This window comes from Nocardiopsis sp. NPDC050513 (genome assembly GCF_044457925.1).
In the GTDB taxonomy this organism is placed as follows: Bacteria; Actinomycetota; Actinomycetes; order Streptosporangiales; family Streptosporangiaceae; genus Nocardiopsis.
This window is the reverse complement of sequence record NZ_JBITHK010000011.1, coordinates 162,279-183,253: the sequence shown is the minus strand read 5'-3', so window position 1 is coordinate 183,253 and position 20,975 is coordinate 162,279. Positions and strand designations below refer to the sequence as shown.

The window sequence follows — 20,975 nt, the reverse complement described above, 5'->3', positions numbered from 1 at the left end:
GCCCCGGCGCGCCCCCCGCCCCCCCCCGCGCCGGGGGGGGGGGGGGGGGCGGGCCCGGCGCCCCCCCCCCCCCCCCCCCCCCCCCCCCCCCCACCCCGAGGATTGTTCTTCGTCCGAGTCCGGCCAGCACAGGTCAGCCGTGCGATATAGAAAAAGGGGAGAAAGAGCGCGCCGTGGCACAGTTCCGGGCGTTCATGGCACTGTCCGTAGGGGTGTGCTGAACCCCGAGTGAACACGATTTGAACCAGGGCCAACGGGTGGGCCGTTACCGGGGCCGTCGGGTGGGCCGGTTTTAGCTGGCCCACCCCTCCAGCGACATCTTCGCAGGTCATGTGGGGTTTAAGTGGGCCAACGCGTGTCCAGACTCATACCCAAGTGGGTAGTCATCTTCACGTAGGCGGGCGGGGCCGCCCAGCGAGGGGCGGCCCCGCCCGCACCTGTTCAAAGGCTCGTTCCCCACCGTGTCTACGAGAACGTCTCCTAGCTGTTTCCTGGACATCAGTAGAAACTGATGCTGATGGAAGCGGGTGGTTCTTCCAGGGTGGGCTGTGCGAAGGCGTGGCGGGCCGCGCCGTCCGGGGTGGGCGGGATCCACTCGGTGGTCACCGGCATCCGCTGACGGTCTCGGGCCGATGATCCTTCTGGTCTTGGTGGGAGGTGGTGTCGGGTTCGTTGCGGGGATTCTTCGAGGTGGGCGGCGCGGAGAAGAAACACGAGTATGATGGGCGTGATACTCATGTTTGAGTGTGTCCGGTAAGTGGGCCCATGACGCCGCCGGTAAGTACGCCGGTAAGTGGTTCTGTGCAGGTTCCGGTAAGTAGGCCGCTTGGATCGGCCCACCCGCAGGCGACTATCCGTGCAGGTCATAGCCGGTCTGGGTGGGCCGTTGGCAACCCAGACTTATACCCAGTGGGTAGTCATCTTCACGTAGGGGGCGGGGCGCCCGCCGACGAGTGTCGGGAACCCCGCCCTTGTATCCCTCGTACGCCTTCGTCTCCACCTCGAATCCTTCCTCCTGGTTAATCTCTTCGTGTTCCTTTCTCTCGTTTCATTGATCTTGTACTGAAGCGTCCGTTTCGTGGCATGCGGTGGGGCTGGTGGAGACGGCGTGGGGATCGTCCAGTGACGTGTTGTGGACGGGCGTCGGTGGTGAATGCTGCGGGTGGGCCCTGTACGGACTGGCGGGGCAGGCGAGGCGGAACGGGCCTGGCTTCTCGTGGGTTGGCTCGGTGAGATCGGTGGCCGGGTGTCGCGTGCGCTGCCTGGTTGTCGTCGTCAGAGCCGTGGAGGGGAAGCACGGTGAGGTGGGGGAGGGGGCCGGTGGGGAGGGATCGCCCGGTTCGTTTCCGTTGTCGCGCCGTGGTGGTGGGGGGATCCCGGTGTCGGGGGTTGTGTGGGCCTGTGTCGGCCCCGTGGCCCCTGGCGGGCCCGTGGTCCCCTGTCTGGGGTGTGCGGGGCGGACAGGGCCGACCAGGGCCGCTTTCGGTCCTGGTCGTGAATGGCGGCATTTCGCCCGTATCGGATGGGCGGTGGGGGTGCTGGACTGGGGAGCACACCAGGAGCGAGAGAGCGGCTCCCACCCCGGGCCAGCACACGGGTTCACCCCGGCTGGCCTGGGGTTTCCTCATGCCCGAGGGTGTCATCCCATCGGATCAAAGGTCCCCTGGGACCAAGGTGCTTGGATCTCACACCTAGCGGGTGAGCGCGACGCTCCTTCGACTTCTATCAGGGCGATGCCGACCTTGCCCCCCTCTCCGATCCGTTCCCAGACGGGTTGGAGGCGCAGATACGCTGCGCCCAAACGGAGCGGTTCTCGCGCTCCACCGAGTCGAACAGGGAGGGGTCGAGGCCGTCGGAGAAGTCGAGGTCCGACATGGCCAGGGCCGGAGGCCAGATCTCGGCGCAGTCGTCGAAACAGGTCACCTCGGGCGGATCGGCGGAGTCCTGCTCGAAGCGGTACAGGGTGTGGCCGACGGCGTCGGTGACCAACTCACCGAGGGCCTCGTGCCCGCGCCGCGTTAGGTTCAGCACGTCTTCGACAGCGTTGGAGTCCTCGCTCCCGTTCTCCGCAGGGGACGACTCCTGCTGGGGATCGGAGGCGCAGGCGTCGGTCGCCGAGTAGGGGTCGGCGCCGCCGCACCCGATGAGCGGGTCCAGACCGAGCGCCCCGGTGGCCGGGTAGACCTTCTTCTCGCGCATTCTCGGCGTTCTTTCCATGGTCTCCTGCCACGGGCCGGGATCAGAGTCCGCGGCTGCTGAGTCTCGGCCCGAAGTTTTACCATCACCACAGACACGGACGTTCGCGGGATCCGGTTCAAACTTTCTCGGCGGAGTTCCCGCCCGGCCACGGGAAGCGGAGCTACGGGCCCACCCGCACACGCCGTGCCCAGGCGCGCCACCTGCTCCGACAGGACGGAAGGGCGGAGGAGGCCGCTCGCTGCGAGCCGGGTCCGAACGAGCCCTACAATTTGACACCGAACGATCCCGTGTCGAAGGAGTGTGCCCGCGTGCCCAGCCAGCGATCCATCACCGAGGCCGAGAAGCTGGCACGGGCCAAGCTCGGAGGCGTCCCGATCCGCCGGGAGCAGATGGCCGCCGTCGCCAACATCCACCGTGCGGCCTCGGCGGTGCGCCAGCACCTGGAGAACAGTGTGCTGCGCGGCAGCGATCTGACCTGGACGGCGTTCGTCGTGCTGTGGGTGGTCTGGGTCTGGGGTGAGTCCGAGACGCGCGCGGTGGCGGAGGAGGCCGGGATCTCCAAGGGGACGCTCACCGGGGTGGCCCGCACGCTGGAATCGCGGGGGTTCCTGCGCCGCTCGAAGCACCCCACCGACGGCCGCCTGGTGCTCCTGACCCTGACCGATCAGGGTGAGGACCTGATGGGTCGGATCTTTCCCGCCTTCAACGAGGAGGAGGTCTTCGTCACCGAACGGCTCAGCGACGAGGAGTGCCACGGTCTGGCCGACCTCCTGCGGCGAGTGGTGCTCCAGGTCGAGGAGCACGGCGAACAGCGCAAGCTCGATCTGCTCGACGGTGCCGAACCCGCTCCGCGCCGCAGCGGTCGCCGCCCCCGCCCCTAGCTAGGGCGTGTTCCGCGCGCTCTGTCCTTGGCGCGCGGCGCCCCGGAGCCTTGTGGGTCGCGCTCGTGTGTGCGGGCGCCGCGACCGGCTGGTTCAGCCCTGCCGCGCGGCGGCTACGAACGCCTCGAACAGCCGGTTCTGGGCGGGATCGGTGTGCGCGGTGTCCTCCGGGTGCCACTGCACGGCGGCGAACCATCCCCGGCGTCCGGGGAGTTCGAGCGCCTCCACGGTGCCGTCGGCCGCGCGGGCGGTGACGGTCAGGTCCGCGCCGAGCCCGGCCACCCGCTGGTGGTGGTAGCAGGACACCCCCACCTTGCTCGCGCCGACGGCGGCCCCCACGAGCGAGCCGGACTCCAGGGTGACGGTGTGGACGACGTGGCGGTGCTCGCGTCCGGGTCCACCCATGTCCTGCTCCAGGGTGCCGCCCAGCACGACGTTGACGACCTGCAGGCCGCGGCAGACCGCCAGGAAGGGAACGTCCGCCCCCAGTGCCCAGCGGGCGGTGGCCAGGTCGAAGGCGTCCTGCTCGCCGTCGACGTCGTAGACATCGGCGTGCGGATCGGTCTCGCCGTACAGGTGCGGGGCGAGGTCGCCTCCGCCGGGCAGCAGCAGGCCGTCGAAGCGTGCGAGCCGCCCGGCCACCGCGCCTGGGTCGGCGGGGTGGAGTGCGATGGGCTCGCCGCCGGCCCGCCAGACGGCCTCGACCAGGGCGCGGGCGTTGACCTCGGCGGCGTACCTCAGGGCGGAGGCCGAAGCCGAGAAGCGGGCGGGGACGGCGATGAGCGGACGGGTCACAGCTGGATCCAGGTGGTCTTGAGTTCGGTGTACTTCTCCAGGGCGTGGGCGGACTTGTCGCGGCCGTTGCCGGACTGCTTCATCCCGCCGAACGGTACGGTCAGGTCGCCCTCCTCGTAGCAGTTGACCCACACCGTCCCGGCTCGCAGGGCGCGGGCCATGCGGTGCGCGGTCGACAGGTCGGCCGTCCACAGGCCCGCGGCCAGGCCGTAGTCGGAGTCGTTGGCGAGGGCGACGGCCTCGTCGGGGTCGTCGAAGGTCAGCACGGCCAGGACGGGGCCGAACACCTCCTCACGGGCCAGGCGGGAGGAGGGGTCCACGCGGTCGAAGACGGTGGGCTCCAGGAAGGCTCCGCCGGTGCCCTGCAGGGTGCGTGACCCGCCGGTCCGCAGGCGCGCGCCCTGGCCACGGGCGGTGCCGACGTGTTCCAGGACCCGTTCGAGGTGGGCTGTACCGGCCAGGGGTCCCATGGTCGTCGCGGGGTCCAGGGGGTCTCCCACGCACAGAGCGCGGGCGTGTTCGACGACGGCCTCGGTGACGCGTTCGGCGATCGAGGAGTGCACGAGGAGGCGGGAGGGGGCCGTGCACATCTGCCCCTGGTTGAAGAAGATCCCCCAGGCGGCGGCGGTGGCGGCCCGGTCGAGGTCGGGGGCGTCGGGGAGGACGATGTTGGGCGACTTCCCGCCTAGTTCCAGCCAGACGCGCTTGAGGTTGGAGTCGGCCGCGTAGCGCAGGAAGTGGCGGCCCACGGCGGTGGAGCCGGTGAAGGCGAGCACGTCGACGTCGGTGTGCAGCCCCAGGGCCCGGCCAGTGGCGGGGCCCTCGCCGGTCACGACGTTGAGGACGCCGGGCGGTAGGCCGGCCTCGGTGGCCAGGCGGCCGAGGGTGAGCGCGGACAGCGGGGTGGTCTCCGAGGGCTTGAGCACCACGGTGCAGCCCGCGGCGAGGGCGGGGGCGATCTTCCAGGCGGCGAGGGTGAGGGGAAAATTCCATGGGACGACGGCACCGACGACCCCGACGGGTTCGCGGGTGACGAGGGCGAGCGCGGCGGGATCGGTGTGCGGGATCTCGTCGGTGAGCTTGTCGGTGAGCTGCCCGTACCAGCGGAAGGTGGCGATGGCGGCCCGCAGTTCGATGGTGTGGGCGACGGTGACGGGCTTGCCCATCTCCAGGCTCACGGTGAGGGCCAGGTCGGTGCGGTGCTCCTCCAGCAGGTCGGCCAGGCGCAGCAGCGCGCGGCCCCGGTCGGCGGGTGACAGGCGTGGCCAAGGTCCGCTGTCGAAGGCGCGGCGGGCCGCGGCCACGGCGGCGTCGACCTCGGCTTGTCCTCCGTTGGCGACCTCGGCCAGGACGCGGCCGTCGCGGGGTGAGACCACAGGGAAGGTCGGGCCCCCACCGGGTTCGTCACCGCCGTCGATGTGGTGGTGCGTGGGCTGGTCGAGTGCCGCGGCGCGGTGCGTCAGCTCGTCATGGGTGGTGTCCATCGCTCGGGGCCTCCGCGGATCGGGAAACATGTTTGAATCCAAACGATATGAGGCCGACGGTGCACGCACAAGGCGCCCATGCGTATCATTTGGCCCCGTATGAGCGGCAGGGGAGAAGGGGACCGCGTGCGCGCACTCATCGTCGTCCACGAACACATCACCGAGCCCGGGCATGTGGGGGAGCGGCTCGCCGAGCGCGGCTGGGACCTCACGGTCCTGAGGGTCGTTTCGAAGGAGCGCTTCCACTCTCCCGACGTGGTCTTCGACTTCCCCGAGCCGCAGGGCTGGGACATGATCGTGTCGATGGGCGCCCCGTGGTCGGTCTACGACGAGCGGACCATCGGATCCTGGATCGGCGGGGAGATCGCTCTGGTGCGCAGGGCCCACGAGCTGGGTATCCCGGTCCTGGGTATCTGCTTCGGCGCCCAGGTGCTGGCTACGGCCACGGGGGGCTTCGTCGAGCCCGCGCCCCGCCCCGAGATCGGCTGGACCGAGATCGACTCCGACGACCCCGCGTTCGTCGCTTCCGGCCCCTGGCTGGAATGGCACTACGACCGCTGTGTCCCGCCGCCCGGCGCGGTGGAGCTGGCGCGTACCGCCGTCGGCCCCCAGGCGTTCCGACTCGGGCGCTCCCTGGGCCTGCAGTTCCACCCCGAGGCCACCACGGAGATGATCCGTGGTTGGCTGTTCGAGGGAGGGGCGGACCAGTGCGAGCGCCACGGAGTCGACCCCGCGGCTCTGCTGGACCGGACCATCGCTCTGCAGGACGAGGCCGGGGAGCGGGCCCGGGCTCTCGTGGACGCCTTCCTCGACCGGGTCGCGTCCGTGTGAGCCCGGGCCCGCCGGGGCCTCACTCAGCCGGGTCGGGCCTCTTGTCCCGGGTGGCCCTGACCAGGCCGAGGGTGGCGGCCATGACGGCCGGGACCGACAGCGCCAGCACGACCGTGGTGCCCGGCGATCCGCCGACGAGGGTCGTGAAGTTCGCCAGGATCACCAGGACGGCGCCGGTGAGGCCGATCGCCGCGAGCCCCGGGGCGACCAGGGTGCTCCAGATCCGCCCCTCCACCCGCGCACGGCGGAAGTACGCGATCACCGAGACCGAGGTCAGCACGTACATCGCCATCATCGCCAGGACCGCCGTGCCGCTGAACCAGGAGAAGAGTGTCAGGACCGGGTCCAGTCCCAGGACGGCGAACGGCGCCACCAGGAGCAGGGCGATGGCGGTCTGCACCATCCCCGCCAGCCACGGGGCCTGGCGGCGGTTGACCGCCAGCAGCAGGGGGCTGAACACCCGTTCCCTCCCCAGGGCGAAGATGTAGCGGCTGGCGGAGTTGTGGAAGGCCAGGATGCCCGCGAACAGCGACGTCGCCAGCAGCACGGGCAGTACGTCGTAGACCCAGGCGCCCAGGAGGGCCGCCACGGGGGAGAAGACGAACTCGGCCGGATCGGCCTCCATGCTCGCCTGCGCCGCGCCCGCGGCGGCGGAGGCGCCGTAGGAGGAGATCAGCATCCACGAGGCGAGGGCGAAGAATCCGGTGACCAGGATGACGGCGGTGTAGGTGGCCCGGGGGACGGTCCGCTCGGGGTCCTTGGCCTCCTCCCCGTAGATCGCGCCGGCCTCGAAGCCGAACATCGACGCGACCGCGAACATCACCGCCACCCCCGGCGCCCCCTGCAGCAGAGCACCGACGGAGAAGCTGCTGGAGGGGTTCAGGCCCTCGGGGCCACCTCCGGTGAACAGGGTGAACAGGGAGAACACCAGCAGGACGCTGAACTCGGCCACGACCAGGACCATGAGGACCCGGGCGCCGATCTCCACACCCGACGCACCCAGAATCTGGATCACGGCCATGGTCAGCAGCGACCACACCCACCAGGGCGTCTCGGCGCCAGTGAAGTAGGCGACCAGTCCGCTCATCGTGGCCCCGTAGAGCCCGTACATGGCGGCCTGGATGGCGCAGTAGGCGAACAGCGCCACACCGGCGCTGCCGAGCCCCGTCGTCCGGCCCAGTCCGGTGCCGATGTAGGCGGAAAAGGCCCCCGCGTTGACGACATGGCGGCCCATCGCGGTGAAACCGACCGCGAAGAGCAGGATCAACAGACCGGCCAGGGCATAGGCGGCGGGGACACCGGTCCCGTTGCCGATGCCGATGGCGATGGGGACCGCCCCGGCGACGCCGGTCAGCGGGGCCTGGGCGGAGAGGACGAAGAAGACGATGCCGGTCGCCCCGATGGCCCCGGACTTGAGCTTGCCCGGACCGGGCGCGGGAGAGGTCGGTGCCGACCGCTGGGGGTCGATGCTCTGGCGTTCCACACGGATCACCTGCTTGGAAGAGGAGGATAGATCGTTTTGGCCCAAACGAATTACCTCATGCTGGCGTCGAACTATCCAGATGGCAAGGGGTATGGGGGTGTCTTTGTCGATCCGCGACATGCCCGCGACACGAAGGCGCCCCCGCCGATGAAGGCGGGGGCGCCCGAAGGGCCCTGCTGTTCCTTCTGCTGCTCCTACTCCCGGCCGCGCTCCCGTGCGAGCCCCAACAGCAGCTCGCGCAGCTCGCCGACGGCCTCCTCGGTCACGTCCGGTCCCCCCAGGGTGAGCTGGTACAGGACGAGGCCGTCCAACGCAGCGGAGACCAGCCGGGTCAGAGCGGGGCCCGCGTCCTCGGGCAGGATCCGCGACAGCTCCCGCTCGGTCGCCGCCCGGTAGCCGTCGTACAGGTTGCGCACCTGCTCCCGGACCTCGGGCCTGCGGCGCGCCTCCAGGAGGAGTTCGTACTGGAACGCCTGCAGGTCGGGGTCGGCCTCGACCAGCTCCGACAGGCCTGCCGCGAAGTCCTCGACCCGGCCGCTGCCCGACTCCAGCAGACTGTTGCTCACGCTGGTGCGCACCGCGTAGGCCAGCGCCTCCTCGATGAGCGCGTCGCGTGAGCCGAAGTGGTGCACGACCAGCCCGTGCGTCACTCCGGCCTCCTGCGCGACGGCCCGGTAGGTCAGGTGCCGCAGGCCGCGCTGGCCGACGACGCGCACGGCGGCCCGTAGCAGGGCCTCGCGCCCCTCCCCGTAACCGACCCTGCGTCCCGCGGGCTCGCGTGCATGGGGCGGGGTCGGCTCCGAGGTACCGGAAAGGTCGGTCATGGCCGTGACCCTACCTGTCCGCGTCGTCATCGACGGGGCCGGTGCCGCCCCCACCCCTTACGCTCAGCGCCGCGGCGGACGCACGCCACGGAACTCCCAGTCGCCGCCCAGCGCCGTGGAGACGACCTCCTCCGACTCCGTGGGCTGGGCGCCCACATCGGCGCGGATCGGGGTCGGCCCGGTGACGACACGGTTGCGCAGTCGCCCGAGCCCTTCGGCCTCCACCTCGACCACGTCGCCTGGCCGGACCGGACGGGAATGGGCGGGTGTCCCCGACAGCAGCACGTCCCCGGGCACGAGGGTGATGGTGCGGGCGATGTCGGCGACGAGGTAGTGCATGTCCCATTGCATCTCGTCAGTGGACCCGTCCTGGACCAGGGTCCCGTTCACGTAGGTGCGCAGGTACTTACCGCGGAAGTCCCAGTCGGTGACCAGGCCCGGTCCGAGCGGGCACAGTGTGTCGGAGCCCTTGACCCGCAGCATCGACCCGGCGTCGGTGTCGCGGAAGTCGTGCAGGCCGAAGTCGTTGGCGACCGTGTACCCGGCGATGTAGGGACCCGCCTCCTCCGGGGAGACGTTGCGGCAGGTTCGGCCGATGACGATGGCGACCTCGCCCTCGTAGTTGAGCCACCCGCACCCCTCGGGGCGCACGACGGCGCCCTCGTGGGAGTTGAGCGCCGAGACCGGCTTGTGGAAGTAGGTGGGCGTCGCGGGCAGCCGGATCTGGAATTCCTCGACACGGCTGCGGTGGTTGAGGTGGACGGCGACGACCTTGGAGGGCACCACCGGCGGCAGGTGGTGGGAGTCCTCGATCCTGACGCGGCGACCGTCCCCGGCCACCAGCTCGTCGCCCTCGCGGACGGTCTCGACGGCGGCACCGTCGAGGAGGATGCGGCGGTACTCAGGCACGGGCGGGCTCCTTGTCGGTGCGGGGCGCGGTCCAGCCGGCCTCGGGCCGGTCGAACCACAGGTGGACCTGGCCGGTGCCGACGGAGTTCTCGTACTCGCCGTACTGGCGCGCTGGCGCGGTGCACGCCTCCTCGCCCAGGGCCCCGGCCATCATCAGGTAGTGGAAGAACTTCGCCTCGGGCTTGTACTTCCAGAACTCGCCCATGGTCTGCAGGACCCTGTCGTGACGTCCCTCCTTGAACCAGGCGATGCGCTCCTCGTCGGCGGCGCGGGCCTCGGGGGTGAAAATGTGGGAGGGGTCGCTGGCCTCGTGGTCGCGCAGCTCGCGCAGCGGCCAGAAGGTGTGCGAGAGCGCGCCGGAGGCGATGACTAGCACCTTGCGCCCCTTGGTGGCGGCGATGCCGTCGGCCAGGGCACGGCCCAGCCGCAGGTGGTCCTCCATGTCGCCGGTCTGGCACACGCCGATGCTCACCCAGCGCTTGTCGGGAAGGCCCTCGCCGAGGAACTTCCACAGATTGATGGTGGCGTAGTAGATCGGCAGGTGGTCGTCGTCGATCGCGGTGATCCAGGTGCCGTGCCGGTCGGCGAAGCGCGCGATGTTGCCGGCCAGCTCGGGGTCGCCGGGGAAGTCGTAGGGCATCCGGCACATGCCGCGCGGCAGTTCCTCGGAGGTGAACAGCCCGGCCCGGCGCCGCTGCGCGGTGGCCACGAACTCCACGGTGGTCGCCCAATGTGAGTCCAGGACGACGACCGTGTCGTAGTCGAGGGTCTCGAAGACGTCCCGGCGCAGCTCCTCCAGGCCGGTGACGAGAGTGATCTCCCTGCCGCCGTTCAGCTCCAGCCGCTCCTCGCGGGGCAGCACGATGGTGGGGACGTGGGCGAGCAGCCCGGCCCCGACGATCTCACCCATGGCTCTTCCAACCCTTCGGTGCGGTGACGGTGTTCTTCAGGTCGCAGTAGAAGTCGAAGCTCCAGTTGCCGCCCTCGCGGCCCACGCCCGACCTCCGGGAGCCGCCGAAGGGAGCACGCAGGTCCCTGACGAAGAAGCAGTTGACCCACACGGTGCCCGCGACCAGACGGGCGCTGACCCGGTCGGCGCGCGCGGCGTCACCGGTGGCCAGAGTGGCGGCCAGACCGAAGCGGGTGTCGTTGGCCAGCGCCACGGCCTCGTCCTCGGTGGCGAAGGTCTGCAGGGTCAGAACCGGGCCGAAGACCTCCTCCTGGACGATCTCGGAGTCCTGGGCGACGTCGGTGAGCAGGGTCGGGCGGTAGTGGAGGCCGCCCAGGTCGGTGTTGGGGCCGCCGCCGACCACGGCGCGGGCCCCGGCCTCCAGCGCGCGTGTGACGAAGCCGTCGATCCGCTCCACCTGGCGGGGGTGGATGTTGGGGCCGATGGAGATGGCCTCCTCACGCGGGTCACCCTGCGTCAGGCGCTCGGCCTTCTCGACGAAGCGGCGGGTGAACTCCTCGGCGACGGACTCCTCCACGAGCAGGCGGGTGGCGGCCAGGCACACCTGCCCGGCGTTGTCGAACTGCTCGACCGCCAGCTCGGCGGCCAGGTCCAGGTCGGCGTCGGCGAAGACCAGCAGCGGCGACTTGCCGCCCAGCTCCAGGCTGAGCGGGGTGAGGTTGGCCGAGGCCGCCGTGGCGATGGCCCTGGCCGTGCCGACCGAACCGGTGAAGCTGACGCGGCGCACGTCGGGATGGGCGACCAGCGGGGCGCCGACCTCTGCCCCGTAGCCCTGGACGACGTTGAGCACGCCCGGCGGAAGCCCGGCCTCGGCTGAGATGTCGGCCAGTAGGGAGGCGGTGAGCGGAGACCACTCGGCGGGCTTGAGCACCACCGTGTTCCCGGCCGCCAGCGCTGGGGCGACCTTCCAGGTGGCCAGCATCAGCGGGGCGTTCCAGGGGGTGATGAGCACGCTCGGCCCGGCCGGGTCCCAGGACACGTGGTTGGTGTGGCCCCGTGTGTCGAAGGGGGCGTGCTCCAACTCCAGGAGCCAGTCGGCGAAGAAGCGGAAGTTGTGGGCCACGCGCGGCATGACGCCTCGGCGGTGCGACCGCAGCAGCGCGCCGTTGTCGGTGGTCTCGACGATCGCCAGCTCTTCCCGGCGCCGGTCGACGCCGTCGGCGATGGCGTGGAGTAGGCGGGCCCGCTCGGCCGGGGGAGTGGCGGCCCAGGCGGGGAAGGCCTCGGCGGCGGCGGCCACGGCCGCCTCGGCCTCGGCCACGCCGCCACGGGCGATCTCGCCCAGGTCCGTGCCGTCGATCGGCGAGGTGTTCGTGAAGGTCTCGGCGGAGGCCACGCGTCGGCCGCCGATCCAGTGCCGGGTGTCGACGGCGATCCCGGCGACGGTGATGGTGTGTTCGGACATGTCCGGATCTCCTGGTGGTGGGGGTGCGGTCACTCGGTGCCGGAGGTGTCCGTCTGCAGAAGGCGTCCGCCGTCCCACACGACGCCCACCTGCCGGTAGTAGGCGGCGATGGGTTCGCGGACCTCCAGGCGGGCCAACTCCTCGGTGGGCGCGTCGAACAGTTCCAGGTCGGCCTCGCCCCTCCAGGCCTGTCCGGCCTCGACGGAGGCCGCGCCGGACTCGATCAGCTCGTCCACGGCCGGCCGTCGGCCCGGCTCGATGGCGGGCAGCCAGCGGTGGTGGGCCATGGGGTGGCCGTTGACGAACCCGTTGGTCGCGCAGGGCTCGCGCAGGGTCACCACGGCCTGGGCGAGCCGGCGGTCGGCGGCGGCCAGGGTGGCGCCGAAGCGGGCGCCCGGCTCGATGCGGGGCGCGGGGCCGAAGGGGTGGGGACGGGTCTGGTGGATGGAGCCGAGCTTCTTCGGGTAGCCCTGGTGCAGCCCCCGGGCGATGGCGAAGTCCTTGTCGACCCAGATGTAGACGCAGCGCGAGTAGGTGCGGCCCCGGTAGGAGCAGCGCACGACCGCGAACGCCTCCTTGTACTGGGCGCGCACCGGATCGAGCAGTTCGTCGCCGCTGGTGGAGCAGGACTGCCAGTCGGCCCAGATGAGGGCGACGGCGCCGGGGTCCTCCTCGGCGGGCTCCAGCGGCTCGGGCAGCAGCTCGTGCACGCGGTCGGGGTCGGTGCGGTACTCGACGGTGAGCAGGTCGCCGGAGTACCGCCAGGGCGGCGAGGGGATGAGGGAGGAGTTCCCGGTCGCCGTCTTGGGCGGGAAGAATCCGCGGAGGGGCATGTCGGTCTCCGTTGGTTGTCAGCTGGTGGGCAGGGGCTGCCGGACGAGATGGGTGCGGTGGCGGGCGGCGGCGCCGATGGCACCCGCACCGCCGAGCGCGACGACGCCGACGAGCGTCCCGCCGTCGTGGTAGCCGACCACCGCGTCGCCGGAGAGGTCCCCCTCCAGGACACGGATGTCCGCCATGCCCAGGACCGGGGAGCCGAAGGACTGGATCCGGAAGTCGTGCTGGTCGCTCCAGAAGGTGGGCAGCGGCGCGAAGGGCTCGGGGTCGGGTGCGCCGCCCGCCAGGTGGGCGGCCAGGGCCCGGGCGGCGTGCCGGGCCGTGTCGGTGGGGATCGACCAGTGTTCGACCCGGCGGGGTACACCGTCGTAGCGGACGTTGGGGAAGCGGGCGACGTCCCCGACGGCGACGACGTGCGCCAGTCCGCCCACGCGCAGGTGCTGGTCGGTCACCACGCCGTCGGCCAGGTCCAGGCCGTTGCCCTCGAGCCACTCGGTGTTGGGGATCGAGCCGACGGCTTCCACCACCACGTCGGCGGACAGGGTCGTGCCGTCGCCGAGGACGACACCGGTGACGCGATCGGTGCCCGCGAACCCTGTGACGCCGTGGCCGAGGGCGAAGCGGACACCGCGCTCGGCGTGCCGCCGCTGGAGCTCGCGGGCGAGCGGTTCGCCGAGCGAGCGCAGCATCGGCAAGGGCTCGGGGTCGACGACCGTCACCTCGGCGGCACCCAGGCCGATCGCGGTGGCGGCCACCTCGCAGCCGATGAACCCGGCTCCGACGACCGCGACACGTGCGTCCGGGCCGAGTGCGTCGGCGAGCGCCCGGGCGTCGTCGATGGTGCGGACGGTGTGGCGGCCGGTGACGGGGCCGGGGCAGTCCAGGCGTCGCGCGCGCACGCCGGTGGCGGCGACCAGGCCGTCGAAGGCGAGTTCCTCCCCGCCCTGCAGGACCAGGATGCGCCGGTCCAGGTCGGCGGAGGCCACGGTGGTTCCCAGCCGCCACTCGACGTCGGCGGTACTCGCCTTGGGCGTGAAGGCCAGGGAGTCGAACGACTCCTTCCCGGCCAGGACCCCCTTGGACAGCGGAGGACGGTTGTAGGGCATGTGGGGCTCGGCGCCGACCACCGTGATCGTCCCGGTCCACCCAGCGGCCCTCAGCTGTTCGGCGGCGCGCAGACCGCCCATGGAGGCCCCGGCAACGACGGCACCGTGCCTGCGCGTACCGGACACGATGTCAGTCCTCGATCCGGATGGCCTGGAGCGGGCAGACGTCGGCGGCGTCCTCGGCGTCGGCGCGCAGGGACTCGTCGGGGTCGCCGATGTAGGTCAGGTGCGCGTCGGCGTCGAGCTGGAAGATGTCGGGTGCGGCGAAGACGCACTGGCCGTGGTCCTTGCACGTGTTCATGTCGACGACGACCTTCATGGCCGGTCCTCCTGGATCGTGAGGGTGTCGGGGCGGGACGTCCGAAGGCGGATCGGCCGGAGTCCGCCGCTCGGGACGGCCCCCGGCTCGTGGGAACGAGGTGATCCGCACTCCTGGTGTTCGTTTGGTTCCAAACAACATACGCGCGAGCCGAAGGGCTGGTCAATAGCTATCCATCTGGATAATTTTATTCGTGTGACCTCTTGCATGCCGTCCGGGCATTGCTTAACGTTTGAGGTCAAATGAACTTCGTGGGCCGGGACACTCCGCTTCGACACCGCGCCCGGCCCCACCCCAACCCACCTCACCCACCACGAGGAGACTCTGGTGAGCGCTCATGATCCCGCGACCCTCCGTCAGCACATCGACCGCCTCACCGCGTCCGGCGTCGACATCGTCCGCGTGGCCTACCCCGACCTCATCGGCACCGAACGGGCCCGCGACGTCCTCGTCACACAACTGCCCACCGCCGTCGAGCACGGACTCGCCTTCTGCCGAGCCGTGTACCACACCAGCCCGCAGGGGAACGTCGTCCCCGTCCAGGGCGGCCTGGACGCCGGCCTGCCCGACATCACCGTCCGCCCCGACCTGGACACACTGATCCACCTGCCGTGGGAGCCCGGCATCGCCTGGTGCCTGGGCGAGGTCACCGACCCGGCCACCGGTCGGCCCGCCCCCGAGTCCCCCCGCGACCTGCTGCGCTCGGTCCTGGGCCAGTGCGCCGAGCACGGGCTGCACCCGATCGTGGGCCCGGAGCTGGAGTACTTCCTGTGCTCCCCCGGCCCCGACGGCTCCTGGCGCCGCTACACCGAGGAGACCGGCCACATCTACACCGCCGGACGGCGTGCCGACCCCGACAATCATCTGTTGCGCACTCTGCGCGCGCTGCACGGCCTGGGCATCGGAGTCACCAACGGCAACCACGAGTTCGACGGAGCCCAGTTCGAGATCAACCTCGACCACTCCGACGCCTTCGACGCCGCCGACCGGGCGTTCCGGTTCAAGGCGGCCGTCAAGGAGCTCGCCCGCACCGAGCACCGGCTCGCCACTTTCATGGCCAAGCCCTTCAACGACGCCGGCGGGTCCGGGTTCCATCTGCACATGTCCTGCGACGACGACCAGGAGCGCAACGCCTTCGACGATCCCGGGGGCGCCTTCGGGCTCTCCGCCTCCGCGCGCCACGCCATCGCGGGCCTCCTGGCCCACGCCCCCGCGCTCGCCGCCCTGGCCAATCCCACGGTCAACTCCTACAAGCGGTTCGGCCCCGACACGCTGGCGCCGTGGCTGATCGACTGGGGACTGGACAACCGCAGCGCCATGGTGCGCGTCCCGCCCGAACGCGGCGCCGGCGCCCGGTTCGAGCTGCGCCTCGGCGACGCCAGCGCCAACCCGTACCTGCTGGTCGCCGCCACCGCGGCCGCCGCGCTCCTCGGCGTCCTCGCAGGGGAGGAGCCGCCCGCACCACTGGAGGGCTACGGCTACGACACAGCCCGCGCCGCGCTCCTGCCCACGAGCCTGCCCGCCGCGCTCGACGCACTGGAGGCGGACACCGACCTCGCCGAGGTCCTCGGCCGGGAGTTCACCGCCTCCTTCCTCTCCTACAAGCGCAACGAAGTAGAACGCTTCCACCGGCACGTGACCGACTGGGAGTTCACCGAGTACGCCCACCACCTGTGACGACCAAGGAGACGGTCTTGGCCACCCGCACCATCGCTCCCCCCGAACCGCTGCCGATCGACGAGGTCGACCTGGCCGACCCCGACAGGTTCGTCGACGGAACCACCCCCTGGCGCATGTTCCACACCCTGCGCCACCAGGACCCCGTCCACTGGCAGCCCGAACCCGAGCCCAACGCGGGCTTCTGGGCGGTCACCCGCCACGCCGACATCGCGCGTGTGGACCGCGACCCCGAGACCTTCACCTCGACGGGCTTCGTCAATCTGGAGGAAGTCGACGACGACCAGATCAAGAAGCGCGCCTCCGTCCTGGAGATGGACGGGGTACGCCACCGCGCCCTGCGCAGCGTCATCCAGCGGCAGTTCGGCGCGAGCGTCATCAACAGCTACACCGACTTCCTGCGCGGTCTGACCGCCCGCACGCTCGACACCGCCCTGGCCAAGGGCCGCTTCGACTTCGTCGAGGAGGTCTCCGCGGACTTCCCCATCAACGTGCTCGCCCGCCTGTTGGACGTACCCGAAGAGGACAACCTCCAGCTCATCGACTGGGGCAACCGCATCATCGGCAACACCGACCCCGACTACGCCGACGTCCTGCTCGGCAGTGAGGAGAGCGAGAAGTACCGCGACCTGCCCTTCCGCTCGCCCGCATCGCTGGAGTTGTTCGAGTACGGGCGGAAGCTGGCCCGCCAACGGCGCGGAGGAGACGGCACCGACCTGGTCTCCAGGCTGGTCAACGTGACCCCGCGCGACGGAGTGCCGCTCTCGGCGCAGGACTTCGACAACTACTTCCTGCTGCTGGTGGTGGCCGGGAACGAGACCACCCGGCACACCATCACCCACGCCATGCACGCCCTGATCCAGCACCCCGACCAGCTCGACCTGCTGCGCCGCGACCCGTCCCTGATCCCGAACGCGGTGGAGGAGTTCCTGCGCTGGGCCTCGCCCGTGTACCACTTCCGCCGCACCGCCACGCGCGACACCGAGCTCGGCGGCAAGCGCATCCGCGAGGGGGACAAGGTCGTCATGTGGTTCGCCTCCGGGAACCGGGACGAGGAGGTGTTCGCCAACCCCTACGCCTTCGACGTCACCCGTCAGAACAACGACCACGTCACCTTCGGCAAGGGCGGCCCGCACCTGTGCCTGGGCAACCTGTTGGCCCGCACCGAGATCCGCATCATGTTCGAGGAGCTCATCCCCCGTCTCGGCGACATCCGGCTGACCGGCAACGTCCCGCGGGTGCGCTCGAACTTCGTCAACGGCATCAAGAAACTGCCCGTGGAGGTCACCCAGGCCTGACCGTCGGGTGCGGCGGGGCCGCGGCCCCGCCGCACGGGTCGCCGTTGGCGGACCATCGCGCGTCCGCCCGACCTCATTGATCACCTAAGTCCTACGGTGGCTGTGGCACCCGCCGGACGCACAGAAGGGAAGAGAGCAATGGACCTGAAGTACTGGCTCGGTCGGGCCACCAACGCCGTGCAGGACTGGGCCGACACCTTCGGCCCCTACGACACGCACCCGTCGCTCCTCGTTGATGAGAATCGCTTCGCTGCCGCTTTCGAGGAGTTCACCGGGCGGCTGAAAGACAACTACCCCTTCTTCCACCCGCGCTACGCGGGCCAGATGCTCAAGCCTCCGCATCCCGCAGCGGTGGTCGGCTATCTCACCGCCATGTTGATCAATCCCAATAACCACGCCCTGGACGGCGGTCCCGCCACCGCCCGCATGGAACGCGAGGTCGTCGCCCAGCTCGCCGCGATGTTCGGCTACGACACCCACCTCGGCCACCTCACCACCAGCGGCACGATCGCCAACCTGGAGGCCCTGTTCGTCGCCCGCGAGCTCCACCCCGGTCGGGGCATCGCCTACAGCGCCGACGCCCACTACACCCACGGCCGCATGTGCCACGTCCTCGGCATCGAGGGCCACCCCGTGCCCACGGACGGCCAAGGCCGCATCCACCTCGACGCACTCGAAGACCTGCTGCGGGGCGGGCAGGTGGGCACGGTCGTCCTCACCACCGGTACCACCGGGCTCGGGGCCGTCGACCCGGTCCACGAGGCCCTGCCCCTCGCCCGGCGCCACGGCGTCCGCGTCCACGTCGACGCCGCCTACGGTGGCTTCTTCGCCCTGCTGGCCGGCACCGACGCGCCCGAAGGGCTGCCGCCCGAGCCCTGGCGGGCCATCGTCCAGTCCGATTCCATCGTGGTCGACCCGCACAAACACGGACTTCAGCCCTACGGCTGCGGCGCCGTCCTCTTCCGAGACCCCGAGATGGGGCGCTTCTACCTCCACGACTCGCCCTACACCTACTTCACCTCCCCTGAGCTCCACCTCGGAGAGATCAGCCTGGAGTGCTCGCGCGCCGGCGCCTCGGCCGCCGCCCTGTGGCTCACCTTCCAGCTTCTCCCACCCACCCCCGACGGACTGGGGGCGGTCCTCGCGGCGGGCAGGCGGGCGGCTTTGAAGTGGGCGGACCTGATCACCGCATCGGACCTCCTGGAGCTCTACCAGCGGCCCGAACTGGACATCGTCACCTTCTTCCCGGCGGTCGACCCCGCCTCTCTCGCCGCCGTCGACAGCGAATCCGCACGCATCCTCGCCGATGGCATGACGGGCCCTGATCCGGTGTTCCTGAGCACCCTCAGGGCTGACCGCGAGGCATTCACCACGCGCCACCCGAAGACCACCGCGGACGCCGAGGGCGCCCGTATCCTCCGCAGCGTGCTGATGAAACCGGAATCGGAGCACTGGGTGGAGGACATCCATGCCCGAGTCGAACAGATCGCCCGCTCACGATGACCGCCCGAGTGTTCGTGGGGAGAGCACCACACACGAGGACACCGGCACCCGAGTCACGGTGTACGCACGCGGCGACGTCCCGTGCTTCCGCGCCGGTGACCTCGTTTCCCGGTGCCGTGAAGCGGAGTTCACACACGTCGTTCGCCAACCGGATCAGAAGTGCCTTGGTTGCGTACCGCCACTACGTACCGTTTCGCGTCACCTAAGTCTGTCAAGTCAAGGGCTCTGTCCCCATTCCGGTGGTGACGTAGGGCATCGGCATGTCACGCTCAGTTGAGTGTGACGTCAAGGAACTCCTGAAGATCGTCTTCTCCGGCCTGCTCCCCCTGATCATCGAGGACATCGACGACGAAGGCACCGAGATCCGGCTGCGAGCCCGCACCCCCGACCGGCCCGCACCCTGCGCGCTGTGCGAAACCCCCTCAGCGAAGGTCCACGCCTACCACCAGCGCACCCTGGCCGACACCCCCGTGGACGCCAGGAAAGTGTCCGTCGTCGTCCGAGTGCGCCGCCTGGTGTGCCCGACCCTCGGCTGTCCCCGTCAGACCTTCCGGGAACAGCTACCCGGTGTCCTGGCCCGCTACCAGAGGCGCACACCCCGCCTGGCCGCCCAGGTCGGCGCGGTGGTGCGCGAACTCGCCGGACGGGCGGGCACCCGGGTGCTGTCCGCCCTGGCCACCCGAATCTCCAAGAACACCGCGCTGCGCTCCCTGATGCGCCTGCCCCTGCCGCCGCGCCCGGTACCGCGCGTGCTGGGTGTGGACGACTTCGCGCTGCGCAGGGGCCGCCGGTACGCCGCCGTGCTCACCGACGCGGTCACCGACACCCGCATCGACGTCCTGCCCGACCGCACCGCCGACACCCTGGAAGCCTGGCTGCGCGACCACCCGGGGGTCGAGGTCGTGGTGCGCGACGGGTTCGCCGCCTACGCCGAGGCAGTCCGCCGGGCACTGCCCGAGGCCCTCCAGGTCGCCGACCGGTGGCACCTGTGGCACAACCTGTCCGAGGCGGTGCGCAAGGAGGTCGCCTCCCACAGCATTTGCTGGGCCAAAGCCGGACCACCCCGCCAAGAGCTGGCGCGCCAGGAGTCCTCCATCGAGCGTTGGCACCACGTCCACGGCCTGCTCAGCCAAGGCGTGGGCCTGCTGGAGTGTGCCCGCCGACTCGGTCTGTCCTTGAACACCGTCAAGCGCTACGCCCGCGCCAGCGAGCCCGACCGGCTGCGCCGGGCCCCGCAGTACCGCGCCAGCCTGGTCGACCCCTACCGCGACCACCCGCGCCAACGAAGACAGCAGGACCCGGTCGTGCCCATCCGGCGGCTCTTCGGCGAGATCCGCTGACTCGGATATGAGGGCAGCCTCAACCTGCTCTACAAGTACGTCAACCAGGGTCGGCTCGACAGCGACCGGGAGGCGGTCTCGCCCAAGGCCTTCAGCGAACTGCTCCTGGCCCACCCCGACCGGCTCACCCCCGAAGAGCGCCAGGCCGTTGTCGATCTGACCGGGGCATGCTCGGAGATGGCCCGGTTGGCCGACCACATTCGCGGCTTCGCCCGGCTCCTGGAACCCGCCCCGGGCAACGCCGAGGCCCTGACCACGTGGATCTTCGGAGTTCGTGGAGACGACCTTGCCCACCTGCACGCCTTCACCCGTGGGCTCGACCAGGACCGGGCCGCGGTCGACGCGGCTTTGACCTGCCCTTCCACAACGGCGGCACCGAGGGGGTGAACACGAAGTCGAAGCTGATCAAGCGGCAGATGTACGGGCGGGCCGGGTTTCTCCTGCTCCGCCACCGCATCCTCCTGCAGTGAGCTCACCGACCGTCACCACCGGAATGGGGGCAGAGCCCTCAACTTGACAGACCCCTCTCGGCCTGCTTGGTCTGCTCGCGGGTCTGCAACGTGGTGCGTGTGGGACAGGACGAGTGGGTCGGGGTCGGTTCCGGGCGACAGGATTGAGCAGCGGCCCGGCTGGCGTGGTCGCGGGCCGGGCCGCTGTGAGGGGAAGGAGCCGGGTCAGAAGGAGTAGGGCCCGAACCGGCCCCACATGATGACCGCGGCGACGATGAGCAGGATCGCGTTGAACCCGATGGCCTGCGGTTCTTTGCGGCGGGCGTGGAGTCCCATGGCCAGGACCATGATCACAGCCAGGCCGGTGGCCGCAAGCGGGGTGAGCACGGTGGCGATGTCGAAGGCACCCGGCAGGATCAGCCCGAGGCCGCCGGCGAGTTCGGCGACGCCGATCAGACGTACCACGGGGGTCGAGACGTCACTGACCCACGGCAGCCGGGACATGAGCTTTTCGCGGGGCTGGGTGGACTTGGTGACACCCGCGGCCACGAACAGCGCGGCGAGGACGCCCTGCAGGATCCACAGGAACACGTTCATCGGAGCGGAGACCTTCTTCTTCGGTCGCGCCGCGGCGGGCACCGCGGGGGATGTGGATGGAGCGGATC

Annotated in this window: 17 protein-coding genes and 1 pseudogene; 6 read left to right on the top strand and 12 right to left on the bottom strand. The window is 70.6% G+C overall.

The annotated features are described in order from the left end of the window. Nucleotides 1–1,725: 1,725 nt before the first annotated feature. Entirely contained in the window at nt 1,726–2,199 is a 474-nt protein-coding gene (locus ACIBFB_RS20280; RefSeq protein WP_397232308.1) for a hypothetical protein, read from the bottom strand. A gap of 308 nt (nt 2,200–2,507) precedes the next feature. On the opposite strand from ACIBFB_RS20280, the gene ACIBFB_RS20275 reads away from it, so the two are divergent. Beyond that, a complete protein-coding gene (locus ACIBFB_RS20275) occupies nt 2,508–3,080 on the top strand; it encodes a MarR family winged helix-turn-helix transcriptional regulator (RefSeq protein ID WP_397232306.1) in 573 nt (190 codons plus the stop codon). A 93-nt stretch (nt 3,081–3,173) separates the two neighbouring features. On the opposite strand, the gene ACIBFB_RS20270 is transcribed toward ACIBFB_RS20275, so the two are convergent. Beyond that, nucleotides 3,174–3,875, bottom strand: a complete 702-nt coding sequence (locus ACIBFB_RS20270; RefSeq protein WP_397232304.1) for a gamma-glutamyl-gamma-aminobutyrate hydrolase family protein — start codon at nt 3,873–3,875, stop codon at nt 3,174–3,176. Continuing rightward, nucleotides 3,872–5,359, bottom strand: coding sequence for an aldehyde dehydrogenase (locus tag ACIBFB_RS20265; RefSeq protein ID WP_397232302.1), 1,488 nt, complete (start codon nt 5,357–5,359; stop codon nt 3,872–3,874). The genes ACIBFB_RS20270 and ACIBFB_RS20265 overlap by 4 nt, the downstream gene beginning before the upstream one ends. 126 nt (nt 5,360–5,485) lie before the next feature. Here ACIBFB_RS20265 and ACIBFB_RS20260 point away from each other — a divergent pair, with 126 nt between their 5' ends. Next, nucleotides 5,486–6,190 (top strand): type 1 glutamine amidotransferase, encoded by a 705-nt coding sequence (locus ACIBFB_RS20260; RefSeq protein ID WP_397232300.1) that lies wholly within the window; start codon nt 5,486–5,488, stop codon nt 6,188–6,190. 19 nt (nt 6,191–6,209) lie between these two features. On the opposite strand, the gene ACIBFB_RS20255 is transcribed toward ACIBFB_RS20260, so the two are convergent. The 8 genes from ACIBFB_RS20255 to ACIBFB_RS20220 all read right to left on the bottom strand — a co-directional run bounded on the left by ACIBFB_RS20255 (nt 6,210) and on the right by ACIBFB_RS20220 (nt 14,043). Next, nucleotides 6,210–7,673 carry an APC family permease gene (locus ACIBFB_RS20255; RefSeq protein WP_397232298.1) on the bottom strand — a complete coding sequence of 488 codons (1,464 nt, stop codon included), beginning with the start codon at nt 7,671–7,673 and terminating at the stop codon, nt 6,210–6,212. A gap of 194 nt (nt 7,674–7,867) precedes the next feature. Continuing rightward, the gene (locus tag ACIBFB_RS20250; RefSeq protein ID WP_397232296.1) at nt 7,868–8,497 is read right to left on the bottom strand and encodes a TetR/AcrR family transcriptional regulator; all 630 of its coding nucleotides are present in this window, start codon (nt 8,495–8,497) and stop codon (nt 7,868–7,870) included. A 63-nt stretch (nt 8,498–8,560) separates the two neighbouring features. Beyond that, nucleotides 8,561–9,406, bottom strand: coding sequence for a fumarylacetoacetate hydrolase family protein (locus ACIBFB_RS20245; RefSeq protein ID WP_397232294.1), 846 nt, complete (start codon nt 9,404–9,406; stop codon nt 8,561–8,563). Beyond that, a complete protein-coding gene (locus ACIBFB_RS20240) occupies nt 9,399–10,316 on the bottom strand; it encodes a 3,4-dihydroxyphenylacetate 2,3-dioxygenase (protein ID WP_397232292.1) in 918 nt (305 codons plus the stop codon). The genes ACIBFB_RS20245 and ACIBFB_RS20240 overlap by 8 nt, the downstream gene beginning before the upstream one ends. After that, entirely contained in the window at nt 10,309–11,781 is a 1,473-nt protein-coding gene (locus tag ACIBFB_RS20235) for an aldehyde dehydrogenase (protein ID WP_397232290.1), read from the bottom strand. Before ACIBFB_RS20235 ends, ACIBFB_RS20240 begins: the two co-directional genes overlap by 8 nt. A gap of 29 nt (nt 11,782–11,810) precedes the next feature. Beyond that, nucleotides 11,811–12,614: an acetoacetate decarboxylase family protein gene (locus tag ACIBFB_RS20230; protein ID WP_397232288.1), complete on the bottom strand. Its 804-nt coding sequence runs from the start codon at nt 12,612–12,614 to the stop codon at nt 11,811–11,813. Nucleotides 12,615–12,632: 18 nt separating this feature from the next. After that, entirely contained in the window at nt 12,633–13,850 is a 1,218-nt protein-coding gene (locus tag ACIBFB_RS20225; protein WP_397232286.1) for an NAD(P)/FAD-dependent oxidoreductase, read from the bottom strand. A 4-nt stretch (nt 13,851–13,854) separates the two neighbouring features. Continuing rightward, nucleotides 13,855–14,043: a ferredoxin gene (locus ACIBFB_RS20220; RefSeq protein WP_397232284.1), complete on the bottom strand. Its 189-nt coding sequence runs from the start codon at nt 14,041–14,043 to the stop codon at nt 13,855–13,857. A 327-nt stretch (nt 14,044–14,370) separates the two neighbouring features. Between ACIBFB_RS20220 and ACIBFB_RS20215 the strand changes: the two genes are divergently transcribed. From ACIBFB_RS20215 to ACIBFB_RS20200, 4 genes and pseudogenes are all read left to right on the top strand, one after another. Then, nucleotides 14,371–15,720: a glutamine synthetase family protein gene (locus ACIBFB_RS20215; protein ID WP_397232282.1), complete on the top strand. Its 1,350-nt coding sequence runs from the start codon at nt 14,371–14,373 to the stop codon at nt 15,718–15,720. Between the two features lie 17 nt (nt 15,721–15,737). Then, a complete protein-coding gene (locus ACIBFB_RS20210) occupies nt 15,738–17,018 on the top strand; it encodes a cytochrome P450 (protein WP_397232280.1) in 1,281 nt (426 codons plus the stop codon). Between the two features lie 138 nt (nt 17,019–17,156). Next, entirely contained in the window at nt 17,157–18,521 is a 1,365-nt protein-coding gene (locus ACIBFB_RS20205; RefSeq protein WP_397232278.1) for a pyridoxal phosphate-dependent decarboxylase family protein, read from the top strand. Between the two features lie 260 nt (nt 18,522–18,781). Next, a pseudogene (locus tag ACIBFB_RS20200) lies at nt 18,782–20,331 on the top strand (ISL3 family transposase). 204 nt (nt 20,332–20,535) lie between these two features. Here the strand turns inward: ACIBFB_RS20200 and ACIBFB_RS20195 are convergent. Continuing rightward, nucleotides 20,536–20,907, bottom strand: coding sequence for a DoxX family protein (locus ACIBFB_RS20195; protein ID WP_397232276.1), 372 nt, complete (start codon nt 20,905–20,907; stop codon nt 20,536–20,538). Nucleotides 20,908–20,975: the final 68 nt, after the last annotated feature.

Excerpts from the sequence above, each read along its gene's own strand:
- ACIBFB_RS20280 (WP_397232308.1), bottom strand. The coding sequence starts at position 2,199 with ATGCGCGAGAAGAAGGTCTACCCGGCCACCGGGGCGCTCGGTCTGGAC.
- ACIBFB_RS20265 (WP_397232302.1), bottom strand. The coding sequence starts at position 5,359 with ATGGACACCACCCATGACGAGCTGACGCACCGCGCCGCGGCACTCGAC.
- ACIBFB_RS20250 (WP_397232296.1), bottom strand. The coding sequence starts at position 8,497 with ATGACCGACCTTTCCGGTACCTCGGAGCCGACCCCGCCCCATGCACGC.
- ACIBFB_RS20240 (WP_397232292.1), bottom strand. The coding sequence starts at position 10,316 with ATGGGTGAGATCGTCGGGGCCGGGCTGCTCGCCCACGTCCCCACCATC.
- ACIBFB_RS20235 (WP_397232290.1), bottom strand. The coding sequence starts at position 11,781 with ATGTCCGAACACACCATCACCGTCGCCGGGATCGCCGTCGACACCCGG.
- ACIBFB_RS20230 (WP_397232288.1), bottom strand. The coding sequence starts at position 12,614 with ATGCCCCTCCGCGGATTCTTCCCGCCCAAGACGGCGACCGGGAACTCC.
- ACIBFB_RS20220 (WP_397232284.1), bottom strand. The coding sequence starts at position 14,043 with ATGAAGGTCGTCGTCGACATGAACACGTGCAAGGACCACGGCCAGTGC.
- ACIBFB_RS20205 (WP_397232278.1), top strand. The coding sequence starts at position 17,157 with ATGGACCTGAAGTACTGGCTCGGTCGGGCCACCAACGCCGTGCAGGAC.
- ACIBFB_RS20195 (WP_397232276.1), bottom strand. The coding sequence starts at position 20,907 with ATGAACGTGTTCCTGTGGATCCTGCAGGGCGTCCTCGCCGCGCTGTTC.